The organism is Burkholderia lata (assembly GCF_000012945.1).
GTDB lineage: Bacteria > Pseudomonadota > Gammaproteobacteria > Burkholderiales > Burkholderiaceae > Burkholderia > Burkholderia lata.
Genome location: NC_007511.1, coordinates 2,068,515 through 2,082,303 on the forward strand (window position 1 = coordinate 2,068,515; position 13,789 = coordinate 2,082,303).

8 protein-coding genes are annotated in these 13,789 nt (G+C 65.5%); 4 read left to right on the forward strand and 4 right to left on the reverse strand.

Annotated elements, in window-relative coordinates; genetic code table 11:
• Positions 1-49: 49 nt before the first annotated feature.
• A complete protein-coding gene (locus BCEP18194_RS31840; protein WP_041493323.1) occupies positions 50-1,258 on the reverse strand; it encodes a polysaccharide biosynthesis/export family protein in 1,209 nt (402 codons plus the stop codon).
• Positions 1,259-1,385: 127 nt separating this feature from the next.
• Here BCEP18194_RS31840 and BCEP18194_RS31845 point away from each other — a divergent pair, with 127 nt between their 5' ends.
• The gene (locus BCEP18194_RS31845; RefSeq protein ID WP_011355420.1) at positions 1,386-1,811 is read left to right on the forward strand and encodes a hypothetical protein; all 426 of its coding nucleotides are present in this window, start codon (positions 1,386-1,388) and stop codon (positions 1,809-1,811) included.
• A gap of 163 nt (positions 1,812-1,974) precedes the next feature.
• On the opposite strand, the gene BCEP18194_RS31850 is transcribed toward BCEP18194_RS31845, so the two are convergent.
• Complete coding sequence (locus tag BCEP18194_RS31850; RefSeq protein WP_011355421.1) at positions 1,975-3,831, reverse strand: serine aminopeptidase domain-containing protein; 1,857 nt, start codon at positions 3,829-3,831, stop codon at positions 1,975-1,977.
• Between the two features lie 492 nt (positions 3,832-4,323).
• Here BCEP18194_RS31850 and BCEP18194_RS31855 point away from each other — a divergent pair, with 492 nt between their 5' ends.
• The 3 genes from BCEP18194_RS31855 (at position 4,324) to BCEP18194_RS31865 (ending at position 9,380) form a co-directional block, all read left to right on the forward strand.
• A complete protein-coding gene (locus BCEP18194_RS31855) occupies positions 4,324-5,580 on the forward strand; it encodes an oligosaccharide flippase family protein (protein WP_011355422.1) in 1,257 nt (418 codons plus the stop codon).
• Between the two features lie 75 nt (positions 5,581-5,655).
• Entirely contained in the window at positions 5,656-6,723 is a 1,068-nt protein-coding gene (locus tag BCEP18194_RS31860; RefSeq protein WP_011355423.1) for a glycosyltransferase family 2 protein, read from the forward strand.
• A 455-nt stretch (positions 6,724-7,178) separates the two neighbouring features.
• A complete protein-coding gene (locus BCEP18194_RS31865; protein WP_011355424.1) occupies positions 7,179-9,380 on the forward strand; it encodes a glycoside hydrolase family 3 C-terminal domain-containing protein in 2,202 nt (733 codons plus the stop codon).
• Positions 9,381-9,435: 55 nt separating this feature from the next.
• Here BCEP18194_RS31865 and BCEP18194_RS31870 read toward each other — a convergent pair whose 3' ends face one another.
• Entirely contained in the window at positions 9,436-9,780 is a 345-nt protein-coding gene (locus BCEP18194_RS31870) for a hypothetical protein (RefSeq protein ID WP_041493324.1), read from the reverse strand.
• Positions 9,777-13,775 (reverse strand): type VI secretion system membrane subunit TssM, encoded by a 3,999-nt coding sequence (gene tssM / locus BCEP18194_RS31875; protein ID WP_011355425.1) that lies wholly within the window; start codon positions 13,773-13,775, stop codon positions 9,777-9,779. Before tssM ends, BCEP18194_RS31870 begins: the two co-directional genes overlap by 4 nt.
• Between the last annotated feature and the right edge of the window lie 14 nt (positions 13,776-13,789).

A 13,789-nucleotide genomic window follows, 5' to 3' on the forward strand; every position in this document is an offset into this window, starting at 1 on the left:
TCGGTCCCGTAGACGCGACGTATCGCGATTGCGCGATCCGTCACGAGGTTCACGGCGAAATGGCCTTGGCCGTCAGCGCACCCTGCGCGGACGACGGAATCAGCAGGTTGACGACGCGGCTCCAGCGCACCAGCGACGACGCATCGACGAACACCACGTCGCGACGCTCGAGCGGAAACCGGTCGGCGAGCGCGAACGAGGCCGGCGAACGCCCGTCCAGGTGATAGACCTGCGGCCGGTTGCCGGGCCCGCGCCGCACCACGAACACCTGACGCGCATCGGCCGTGTACTGGCTGACGCCGCCCGTATCGCCGAGCGCTTCGCCGAGGCTCATGCGGCCATCGGTCAGCGTCAGCGTCGCCGGACGCGACACCTCGCCGAGCACGAACACCTTGCTGTCGCTCGCCGCGCGCACACGCACCAGATCGCCGTCGCGCAACAGGATGCTCGTCGGGTTGATGCCCGCCTGCAGCATGGCCGGCAGGCTTACCATCACGGTCTTGTTGCCGCGCGTCACCGACACCTGCGAGCGGTCGGCCGTCGCGGTGAAGCCACCTGCGCGGTCGATCGCCTCGGGCAGCGTCATCGGCATGTCGTTGACGATCTGCAGCCCCGGGGTGCGCACTTCGCCGTCGAGATAGACACGCTTGCTGCGGTATGCCTGGACGCGCACCGCGATCTGCGGCTTGCGCACGTATTCGCCGAGCCGCTTCGTCAGCACCGCGCGCGCCTGTGCCTCAGTCAGCCCCTCCACGTGCACGAGGCCCGCATACGCGAACTGCACGCTGCCGCTCGCGTCCACCGTGTAGCCGGTCGCGACCGAACTGGCACCCACACCATCGCCGCCGCCCGTCGTCTGGGTCGTCGGCAGGTTCAGCTCGGGGTGATCCCACACGACGATGTTCAGCACGTCGCCGGGCCCGATCACATAGGGCTTCGGCGTGCCGAACAACTGGCGGATCTCGGCGTCGACGTTCGCATGCCGTGCCGCATCATGCTGCTCGACGAATGCCGGCGTGATCTCGATCAGGTCTTCGCTCGACACGTTCTGCACACCGTCGAGGCCGCCCGCGCCCGATGCGTCGGCGCTCACGCGCGCATTCGCGTCGCGCTCGGCCGGCGGGTGATACGTCATGCCCGGTGAGAACGCACACGCGCTCAGCGTGCACACGGCCGCCGCCAGCGCCACGCGCGACAGCCAGCGCGTGCATGGCTGCCGCATCGCGCGTGTCGATTCCTTTTGCGTCGTCGTTGACATGATGTCCTTCCGAAACTGTGCGGTAACCCGCCGAACGCGGCGGGCTCCGGCATTACGCTTGCCTGCGCGGCTCGCATTGCGGCGCCGCGCTTCCCTCGTCACCGCACGTCACTCCGTACGATTCGTCATGAACTGCTCTGTCTCGCTTTCATCGCTCGTCTGCATCCTGTCGGCCGGCTTCGCCTGCGCCGCCGATGCGCAATCGCTGCGCCCCGACCCGGCTGATACGCCGGCTTTCACCTCGCCGGCGGCGATCGTGCCGGCCCTGCCGACCCTGCCGGTCCCGCGGCAGCGTTCGGCCCAGACCGCGACGGCGAGCGCCGCGACGCCTGCTTCCGAGTCAGCCTCGCCGGGCCTTGCGCTTCCCGGCACCCGCGCCGACGCGGAACCGGAAGCGCGGGCCCGCGGCGTACTGCGCCGGCCACTCGCGCCGAGCCGGCCGGGCCGCCCGAAAGCAGCCAGCGCATCCGGCGACGGTGCGTGGGATACCGGCACGCTGTACGCATCGCCGTACACCACGTCGCCCTATGCACAGCCGGGTGACACGGACTGACGCCGCCGCCCGGTCCTGCGCCGGTGCAACGGCGCATGCGCCGATACGGGATTGGACACCGGAGCGACGGGCGCGTCTGTGAGCAAGCCCACCGAACGCCGATCTTCATTTGAACGGGGATTGCACCCGGCCCAGCCAGCCGCCGACCCTCGCGCGACGCGCATCAGGAACTTCCGACCGACACGTTCGCGTAAGGCCGACCGGCCGCGTCCGGTGCCGACGGATCGGAAACACGCACGACCGTCCACCCCGAGTCACCGCTCAACACCTGCGTGCAGAGATCGATCACGGCCGCGGTTCCCGCGATGCCGTACAGCGCGTGGTCGACCTGCGGCATCAGGTACAGACGCACATGGCGCGAGCGCCGGAACGCGTGTTCGACCGCACCGAAGTGACGCCGGACGTCGTCGATACCGGGATCAAGCGAACCGTAGACGAGCATCGTCCGGACGTTGCGCTGCGCGAGTTCGCGCATCACGCCGCGCGGCGTATCGGCGCGCGGCTTCCAGCCGATACACGCGGCCACCCGCTTCACGGGCACGCTGATACGTGCGATCCCGTTCGCGGCCACCGCACGCAGGATCGGGCGCACGTCGCGCCGTTCGAGGACGAGCCGCTTCCAGCGCCGCCAGTCGCGCACCGACAGCCAGTAACCGCGCACCGAGTTGATCCGCCGCTTCTGCGCCGCTTCGAGCGTGAGCCCGGCCGGCCACACGAAGCGCGCCAGGTTGATCGCGATCACGCCGCCGAGCGACGTCGTTTTCACAGCTGCATGCAACGCCGCGTAGGCACCCGAACAGATGCCGGCCGCGACAACGTCCGGATGACCCAGCGCGCGCAACCAGTCGGCGGCCGCCGCGACGTCGTCGATTGCCTGCGGCGAATACACGACGCCCGACTGGTCGTCCGGTGCATCGGGCCCGCTGTCGCCCACGCCGTGCACGTCGATCCGCAACGTCGTCACGCCGGCCCGGGCCAGCGTGCGGGCCAGACGCACGCCGAAGCGCCCTTCGCCGCTGCGCGGATTCGTCGACGTATTCGCGATCACGAGCGCCGGACCGGCCGGCGTCGGCGGCCGTGTGTCGGCCGGGCGGCATAGCACGCCGACCAGCCGGCTCGGGCCGACCGCGACGATCTGCTCCGTCATGTCACCCATGTCGAGCGCTGCGGCCGACTCGCCGCTCCATGCATGGACGGCGTGCGGCGAAACGCCTGCTGCTGCGACGGCGTCACGACTCGGTGCGCGCGCGACGATCCAGTCCACCAGCGTGTCGATCGCCGCATGCGGCAGGTGCGAACGCGTGCCGTCGAGCATCGTCGTCGGCCATTCGCGGAAGGAATCGCACGTCACGTCCACGCCGCGCGCCACGAGTGCGTCGCGCAACGCCTGCCCGTCGCCCTGCTCCGGCTGGATCAGCAGCATCGCGCCGGGCAGCGCCGGCGCATCGCACACGACGTCGCACAGATCGACAGCCTTCAACTCATCGACGAATTCGGCCGGAAAGCGATGCCCGAGCACGTTCTTGCACGGTTCGTCGCGGTGCGCGGCGCGGGTCGCGGGCGGCATCGTGTCGAGCCACTGACGATGCACGAACGACAGCTCGCGCAGGTACGCACGGCCGCGCACGACCGGCGCCAGCGCCACCATCGCATCGACACGCGGCGACGTGCGCCGGCCTGCCGCTGCCAGCATCGCGAACAACGCGCCCGCACGAATGCCGACGAGCGTCAGCGCAGTCACGCCGGCGGCATCGCGCAACAGGTCGATCGCACGATGAATGCTGTCGACGCAGGCGGCATGCCGTCCGGCGTCGAGATCGTCGCCCGCCGAATCGCCGGCGCACGGGTAGTTGAACCGCAACACCGTGATGCCCGCGTGGGCGAGACGCTCCGCGACGGCCCGCAAGAGCTTGTGCGTCCATGCAGCCTCATGGCCAAGCGATTCGCACAGGATCACGCCCTGTTCCGTCTGTCCTTCGTGCAGCCACCCGACGCAGCTGCCGAACGTTATCGGCTTCACTCGGTACTCCTCGGATCGGTATTTGTTTTTCCGTGCACAACCGCGCCGGCGGCTCCGCCGGAATGTGCGATGGCGCACTTCCAGCCGCAGGCCGGTGCTGGCAGGAAACGGCTGCAGCCATCCGCCGCGCCCCTGCGCGGCCCGCTCGCCGTATTCCGTGTGTTCAATTAAATCATCGGGCCCGACCGGCCTTCGGTGCGCCAGCTTACAAATGCATTCATCACCGACACGACGCAACACCGTGCACCCCGTCGCGATTCATTCCGTCATGCGAACCGAATCCGCGAACGGTAGGCTCGCGAACAATGCCCCGGTGCCCGGCCCGTATCATGGCCGCCATACGATGTGGCCGTGCCGGCATCGCCGGCCGATACCGGCAATGCCGGAACGGGTCGCGAATCCCCGCAGCCGGGTCAGCGCCGACCGGCCGCGCATCCGTACGGCAACACGTTACCCGCCGCCCTGCGATACCCAACGGCGCCGACCGAGCGAATGTCAAACCTCAAGAAAAACTTCCTGCTGCTGCTGACGTTGCAGATTTCGATGTATGCGGTGCCGCTGCTGATCGCGCCGCTGCTGACACACGCGCTGGGCCCGGAAGGCTACGGCCAGCTCGCGTTCTCGCTTGCGGTAATCGCGTATCTCACCAACTGCACGAGCTACAGCTTCGACCTGACCGCCACGCCGCGCATCGCGCTTGCACGCGACGACCGCGCCGAACGCTCGCGCATCTTCTGGGCGACGCTGTGTGCGCAGATCGGGATCGCGCTTGTCTGTTTCGTCGTGCTGGTGCTGCTGACCCTGCTGATCGGGCGTTTCGGCGAGGACCGCGACCTGCTGCTGATCGGCTTCGGCATGGTGGCCGGCGTCGCTCTCACGCCCGGCTGGTATTTCCAGGGGATGGAGAAGCTGCGCGCACTCAGCGTGATCCTGTTCGTCGGCCGCGTACTGAGCCTGCCCGCGATGTTCGCGCTCGTGCACAGCCCGGAGGACATCGATCGCGCGATGATCGTCAACGCCGCGGTGCCCGTGCTGTCGGCGATCGCGCTGGCCGTCTACCTGTACTTGCATCGCGAAATCGACTTCGTCCGCGTCGGCAAGGCCGACATCGCCGAATCGCTGAAAGGCGGCTGGCAGGTGTTTCTCGCGTCGACGTCGATCGCGTTCTATGCATCGACCAACACGGTGCTGCTCGGCTTCGTGTCGGGCAACGTCGCGGCCGGCTACTTCGCCGCCGGCGACAAGCTGATCCGCGCGGCGCTCAGCCTGCTCCAGCCGCTGAAGGCCGCCACTTATCCGCGTATCAGCTACCTGATGCGGCACGCGCGCAACGACGCATTCTCGTTCCTGCGCAAGCTGTTCGTCGTGCAGGTCGTGATGGTGCTCGGCATCTCGCTCGTGATTTTCTTCGGCGCGCCGCTGGCCGTGCGCGTGCTGTATGGCCCGTCGTACGAACCGACGGTTCACGTGCTGCGCTGGATGGCGTTCATCCCGTTCATGGCCGGCATGACCGACCTGTTCGGCGTGCAGACCATGCTGCCGCTCGGCATGAAGACGGCTTTCACGCGCATCCTCATGTCATCCGGCATCCTGAACATCGTGCTGCTTCCCGTGCTCGCGAAGTACTTCGCGGAGCTGGGTGCCGCGGCCGCCGTGCTGCTCGCGGAGGCCGCGGTCGCCGCCGCGCTCGCGGCAGTCGTCTATCGCGCCGGCATTCCGCTGCCCGGCAGTTCCATTGCGCGCCGCTAGCATCCGGCCGCACGACGGCGCGCTGCCGGTTACCCGCGCCGAGAAGCCCGAACCCAGTTCATGCGGGAGCCGCTCATGGCAGACCTGACCATCGCAATCTGCAACTACAACCACGGCGCCTATCTGCGTGCCGCGATCGACTCCGCGCTCGCCCAGACCGCCGACGATATCCGCGTCCTGGTGGTCGACGACGGCTCGACCGACGACTCCCGCGACATCATCCGCTCGTACGGGGAGCGTATCGCGGCGGTCTTCCAGGAGAACCGCGGCCAGGTCGCCGCATACAACCGCGCGCTGGAGCACGTCGCGACCCGCTACGTGATGCTGCTCGACGCGGACGACCGGCTTTACCCCGACGCGGCCGCCCGCGTGCTGACCGCGTTCGCCTCCGGCGACTTCGTGAAGGTACATTTCCGGCTCGACGTGATCACGCGGGAAGGTGCCGCCACGGGCGTCACGGTCCCGCAGTCGGGCGTGGCCACCGATTGCGGCCGCCTGCTGCGCGCGGGCTGGCTGTATCCGTCGCCGCCCGCGTCGGGCAACGCATACCGGAGCGACGCGCTCCGGCGCATCTTCCCGGTGCCCGTCACACCCGACAACCTGCACGGCGCCGATTTCTATGCGATCTACGGGATCGCGCTGCTCGGCGCGGTCCACATGATCGATGCGACGCTCGGCGGCTATCGCGTTCATCTGCCGGCCGCCCCTGCCGCCGGCAACGCCGACCGCGACACGGCCGATCTTGCGTTCGCCAATGCGGAGGATGCAGCCACCGGTGCGTTGAAGTCCGCGCGCCGATGGTCGACGTTGTGCATGATTGCCGGCACGCGGCTACACGAGGCGCTGCCGGCCGAACCGTTCGACTTCTCGATCGAAAAGGCGCGCTTCGCGAGCACGCTGTACCGCGCGCCGCTCGCGCGCCGCTGGCGCTGGTTCCTGTCCGATTCGGGCCGCTACTGGCATACCGTGCTGCGCAATCCGTTCTGGCGACCGTTCAAAAAGCTGGCCGTCACCGGACTGTCGCTCGCGTGCCTGCTGCCGTCATCGACGCTCAGCGATCGCGCGATTCGCTACATCGCCAATCCGCTCGCGCGCGTCCGCCCGTCGACCGATCCGCGAACTGCGGCCCGCGCCGCCCGATAACGACGGGCGTGTGCGATCCATTTGATGCGTTCGCAACGAGCCGGGCTGCCCGCGTCACCGCAACTTCTCGCGAAACGCCTGTATTCAGGTACTTCTTACGCTGCCGCACGATCGCCATCGGGAACGATGACCGCCTTTCCACCCCGCAGCGCGCCCTTGCCGAAGAAAGATCGGACATATCGGTAGAAACACCGATGCTGTAGTCAAACTACATTCATACCATTAGTCGCTGCAGAGAATCGCTACATCCGATTCGGCAGCGTCGGGCGGCCCGTGCGTCGCCGCCCGCGTGCGCCGGTCGAGCCTAACCGGCCGTAACGATTCCCCGCCTGGCCTGGCATGCCGACGCGCAACCACCCAGCATTGCCAGCCAATTGCGTCCGGTGCAAATCCACCGGACGTGCGCAGCTCCAGACATCATCCGAACAACCGGCAATACGATCATGGAGAGCAACATGCGGGACACACTCTGGCCGGCCGTCGTGCTGGCAGCGACCCTCTGCACCACCGCCTACGCGGGCGACGCCGATTTCAACGCGCAGGGCGACGCGACCGATGCGTTCACGTCTGCCGCGGCGGTCAGGCGCGCAGACCTGCTCGTGCGCAAGATGACGCTCGACGAAAAACTTCAATTCATTCATTCGCAATACGAAATGTCGAAAGTGCCGGGCGGTGGCGCCGGCTACATCCAGGGCGTGCCGCGGCTCGGCATTCCCGACCTGAACATGGTCGATTCGGCGACAGGCTCCGGCAGCACGTCGCAGGCCAGCACGACGTTCCCCGCGACGATTGCCGTCGCCGCGAGCTGGGATCGGCGCCTGTCGTACGACTACGGCAAGCAGGTCGCGATCCAGTTGCGCGCGCAAGGATTCGGCATGGGCCTCGGCGGCGGCACCAACCTCGCGCGCGAGCCGCGCGGCGGCCGCCTGTTCGAGTATCTCGGCGAGGATCCGCTGCTGGCCGGCGACCTGCTCGCCGAACGCACGCTCGCCACGCAACGGCAGAAAGTCATCGCGACCATCAAGCACTACGCCGGCAACGAACAGGAGCACGGCCGGATGGGCGGCAACACGCAGATCGACGAGCGCACGCTGCGCGAGCTCTACCTGCTGCCGTTCGAGATCGCCGCGAAGCGCGGTCGGCCCGGCAGCGTGATGTGCAGCTACAACCGCCTGAACGGCGCGTATGCATGCGAGAACCCTCACCTGCTGAACGACGTGCTGAAGAACGAATGGGGCTTCCAGGGCCAGGTGCAGTCCGACTGGGGCGCCACGCACAGCACCGCCGCCGCGATCAACGCCGGGCTCGACGAGGAAGAAGACGTCGGATCGACCGTGTACCTGACGCCGGCGGCCGTCAAGCAGGCCATCGCGAACGGCTCGGTGTCGACGACACGACTCGACGACATGGTGCGGCGCAAGCTCGCGGTGATGATCCGTGTCGGCGTGATGGACGATCCGGCCAAGGGCGGCGGCACGATCGATTTCGCGGCCGCGAACCGGTTCTCGCAGGCCGCTTCCGAGCAGTCGATCGTGCTGCTGAAGAACGACGGCAACCAGTTGCCGCTCGCCGCGTCGGCGCTGTCGCGCATCGCGGTGATCGGCGGCCATGCCGATACGGCCGTGCTGTCCGGCGGCGGTTCGGGCAACACGCGCGACCCCGTCTCGGGTTCGTTCGCGGGCTGCGGCGGCCTGACGTTCGGGTCATCGACGGGATGCAGCTGGTGGCGCAATCCGTGGCTGAAGGTGGACGTGCCGATCGTCGCGGCGATCCGCGCGCTCGCGCCGGCCGCCCAGGTCACGTTCGCGGGCAACACCGACCAGCAGTCGCCGTTCCGCGCGTACACGCAGCAGGAGATCGACCAGGCCGCGGCACTCGCGGGCCGTTCGGACGTCGCGATCGTCGTGGTCGCGCAGCCGGCCGGCGAGGATTTCGGTGATCTCCAGAGCCTGAGCCTCGCGAACCCGTCGAACCAGGATGCGCTCGTCGAAGCCGTCGCGCACGCGAATCCGCACACGATCGTCGTCGTCCAGAGCGGCAACCCGGTGCTGATGCCGTGGAAGGACCAGGTATCCGCGATCGTCGAGGCGTGGTATCCGGGCGAAGCCGGCGGCAAGGCAATCGCGAACGTGCTGTTCGGCGCGGTCAATCCGTCCGGCAAGCTGCCTGTCACATTCCCCGCGCGCGATCAGGATTCGCCGACCTGGGGGCAAAACGGCGCGTTCGACAACGACCCCGTCTATGCGGAAAAGCTGAACATGGGCTATCGCTGGTATGACGCGCACAACATCAAGCCGATGTTCGAGTTCGGCTACGGGCTGTCGTACACGCACTTCGCGTATTCGGGGCTGTCGGTGGCGAAGCAATGGGACGGGTCGCTGAACGTCACGTTCACGGTGCGCAATGACGGGCGCGTGGCCGGCGCGGAAACGCCGCAGGTCTATCTCGGCGTGCCGTACAAGGACGAACCGCCGAAGCGGCTGGTCGGCTGGGAGAAGATCCGGCTGAATCCGGGCGAGACGCGGCGTGTGCGCGTGACCGTATCGCCGCGCATGCAGAGCGTATGGGATACGTCGCGTAACGGCTGGCGCGTGGTGCCGGGCGGGACGGTGTATGTCGGTGCGTCGTCTCGGGATATCCGGTTGCAGGGGCACTGAGCGGTAGAGGAAGAACGGAAGCGCAGCGTGCGTCGTGCGCGGCGCTTCCGAAGCGTCATGGCAAGACGATGTGCTTTATCCAGAACGGCGCGAAATAACCGATGCATGTCCCGATGAGTATTGCGCGTACGTAGCCTTCTGCCCCAGACGCCAGCATCCAAGCTACAAGTAGACTTCCAGCGACTGAAAAGGAAATCTGCCAGATAGTCGGATACCGAAAAGCTATCGGTTCCAGCTCCGGAACGGCTATGGCACCGAACAAGGCACCCATTACGCCTAGAACGATGACGGCGTCGATCGAATACCCCGCTGATATACCTCCAAATACAACGAATAGAACGGAGGAAACGGCGACAATGGCAACAATCGTTTTGATATGAGTGATTTTTCCCCGGCTCATCGATTACCCTTGGCTTGCAACACGGTTGTTAAAGACATCGCGGCACGCTCCCCTTTCTGGACCACCGGAATCGATCCGCGCGACAGCCCCACCGGAGGGCCACTGTCCGGCAGATTGAACATAGGCATCGTGCTCGGACACCGGAACGTCGTCAGCACATCGCTTGTCAGCGGGTTCGCGACACTTCCCGCGCTCGCGATGTCGAGTGCCGCTTCCCGACCGTCAAAACTGAACGTGATTCGCGTGCGGCCAGGTGCAGCTGCCTCGACCACACGACCTTTCCGGAGCACCCGCATCAGCGCCCACGGCCCGTCTGCGGCGATCGTCGACGTGTCTGGCCGGATGGGCGGGCTCGCCATGATCTGAGCGTGGACACCGCCACGCGGTCCCGGCCATGTCACCGTGAAAGGCGCGACTGGACCATGTCGGTAGAGTATCGTGTGTCCGTCGAGGTCGAGCGACAGGCTCATGATCGTCGGGTCGAGTTCAGGAATTCGGATGTCAGCCTTCCAGCCCGGTTTCTTCCGATCAGAATCGTTGAAGAAAATGTCGCGGATCGCCTTCGCATGCTCGAACGGTTCCAGGTCCGGCCCCTGCACGGGTTCAGTCGCGCCCGGCAGCGTCCGGTAGCGCCACGGCTTCGCGGCCGTGTCGACGAACGGTGCAAGCGTTTTCGTGAAGAAATCGTCGATCACGCCGCCTTGTGCAAACACCCGAGTGAAATCGTCAATGCTGACGTCACGCTTGCTATCAGGCGAGAACGGATAGTTGCCTTCGATCGTCATTCGACAGGTGTCTGCAACTACCGCCTGCATCTGGCGCGACAGTAACTGGCCGATACCCTGATTCACGCCACGTGAGCCATCGACAGCGAGTTGACGCAAGACTGCCCGGAACGGCGCCGGCATCGTGTCAGCCGTCATCTTGAGCTTTGCAGCACTCTCGCTTTTCGGCGGCATGCTGTTGTTCAACAGCGCATTGTCGGAAATCGTGAGTGTCGTGTAGTAATCGTTCAACAGATCGGTGACGCCATCCAGGCCCGTTTTCTCCGCAGGGGAGCTGGACAACTGCGTATCCGACAACACATCGGCATGGCCAGTCACGACCTCACGCAATGCCGCGAAATGGCTATCGACCAACTCGCGCTCAACCTGTTCCGACGCGCGAGGTCCCAGTATCTTTTCGGCCTGCTGGTTGACGGCGTCGGTCGCTCTTTCAAGGAAGGAGCCGTCTGCTCTCGCCAATGGCTGTGTCAGCGTCGTTTCGCGTGCCGCCGCGCGTGCGAGACGCGTCAGCGGTGAATCTGGTGCAGCGAAAGTCCGCAGCACCTTCAAGCTGAAGGCAAGGCTCGTTCCGCTGACGACACGAATGTCGTCAAGAAACGCATCCCATTGTTGAGCGTACTCCGCCAGGTACAGGCGCCTGATCGCCATCGACAGCGCGCCCCCATCTCGACTCGACGCGTTCAGCACCCCAGCCGAATTTCCCGGGGAATCACCCAGCGTCCGACGCCCCATAACCCAGGCATCGTCGTCGCTTGCCTTCTGAAGAAACTCCGGCAGGCGTTTGTCGAACATCGCCCGATATCCGTCCAGCGTAAAGAGTCCTGGTACGCCGCCGGACAACGATGCTCCGCTGGCCCGCGTAAACACGACACCTGCTTGTGGTCCAACCACGCGCAGCAGTGAAAACTCGTCGGGCGCGTGTTTCAACATCGCCGCTTTCGCGCGCTGATACAGACGATCGACTGGATTGCTGCCATCGAGAAATGTACGCGCCTGCCGGATAAGCCGTTCGTTACGGGACAGTGGCGACTGCACCACGTGTCCCTCGGAGAACAGTCGCTGCACGTGATCGATCATTGCGGCGCGCCCACCGAACATTGCCGCACTGTCGTAACGTGCCCAATCCTCCAGCACCCACATCCTGACGTCGTTCGCGTTGAACCGTGCCCTGTCGTAGAGCATCAGGTACACGCGCAACGTATCGTACGCAGCCGCGGCATCACCGCTCGCCGCGGCGTCGTTAATCACGGCCTCCATCCTGCGGACTATGTTCGGCAATACAACCTGCTCCGACAGAGCCTCGTATACGTGACGACTTCCAGACTCGATCATGTCGAACCGGTCCGCGTCGAATCGAAATGCGACGTCGGGATTGGCGACGAGGCGCGTTGTGTCACGCAACAATTCGTTTGCACTGTCCAACACCATCGGAACACGCTCAGGACCAGTAGAAAGGTCGCTTCGTGCAAGCAGCGCGGCCAGTGAGCGTGCCTTTTGTCCTAGCGTAGCAAGGGCCGTCCGTTCCACGGTGAAGGTGCTCCAGAGATTTGCACCTAACCCCACGGCGATCAGCCACACAAGCGAGTGTCCCAGCCACCGCTGCAGTCGCGCACGATGCTCCCGATTCCGGTTCGGACATGCGAGATGCCCCTCGCGAAATACGATCCCGACAAACAGGTCGCGCAGGAAGTAGCTGGTTTCGCCACGCTCTCCTCGCCTGTCATTCGACTGCGCACCGGATGCGCCGATCATGCGTTGCAACAGCGTTTTCCGATCCGCGACGACGTGCTGGCCGGTCTGACTTGCGCTCGTCAGGTAAACACCTCGGAGCATTGAATTCGGTACCGCTGGCGCACTCTTGTCGCCCTCGACGGACACTTGCCCGATCAGGTCTGCCAACGGGTTCACGAGTGCCGAAAATGCCTCTGGCAGCATCGCCAGACGGCGACGACGTGCCACATCGGCTTCATTGCGAAGCAGACCACTCACGCCATCTGCGAGACGCGACGCGAGCAGGTTCAGTTCCGTCTTGACCGTATTGGCCGTCCGCCCCTCCGGGTCGGACCGCAACGTCACGCCCCATATCTGCGCACGCTCCAGTTCCTCGAGTGACGCGAAATAGTCAGTGAAGCCCGGCAACCGGTCTAACTTCGTGACAATCAGCCAGACGGGAAATTCAGTCCCGAACTCGGCTTGCATCTCATCGAGCCGCGCCCGCAATGCGCGGCTCTCGGCCGCGCGTACGTTGAGATCCGCGTGCGTCAAGGCAGCGACATTGATTGTCAACAGCACGCCATTCAGCGGCAGTCGGGGCCGGATACGGCGAAGCAGTCGAAGAAATCCTTTCCATTCCGCCGCATCGGTCTGCTCGCGGGCAGTGCTTGTGTCGGTCGGCCGCTTGTTGCGTGTCCCCTCATTCCGGGTATCCGACAGTTCCGCTGTCAGACGGTAGCGCGACGTGCCGTGCCGGACGTAGTGGCCAGCCGTATCAATCAGCACGGCCTCGTTGGTTATCCGCCAACCCGGCAAAGCCCGGGCGTCATCGGGCGCGAGCGAATGCTGAAGTTGTCCATCAAGCGGGAATGCCAGGCCCGCGTTTGACAGCGCCGTGGTCTTGCCCGAACCCTTCGAGCCCAGCACGGCATACCACGGCACATCGTAGAGATACGCTGGCCCTCGAAACAGTCGCGCCAATCTGCAGGCCCCCCCGCGCCGGGCTTTCAACTGCTTGATCGCTGTCCTGGCCATGTCTTCGATCTCCACCAGGCGCGATGCGGCCAGCGGCCGGACGCCACGCTTACCGAGTCGAAGCAAACGCCTGAGCTGGCCCGGATGCCGGCGTATGCGCTTCCACCATCGGATCGACATAGCCACGGCATACACGAACACAACACCGGCCATTGACAGCATGCGGGCCATCACGGATGCAAATAGCGGTTTGCCGGCCAACGTCACAAGTGGAAAGGCATACCAGATCGCGAGACAGAGCAGCGCGACGAAAACAATGCTCGTCGACCAGTCGATCAGCCACAGGATCCATACGGCGAGCACCAAGGCGATCAAAGTCAGTCGAATGCCGACCGACGCGAGTGGATTCAGCCCACCGAAACTCACCATTGGCCCCGCAAACCAGATCGCGGCAGCAGCAACGATCACCGTCACGACTGCCCATAGATGACGCGAGCGTAGAAACGAGAGAATCTTCTTCATGTGTACGGTAAATG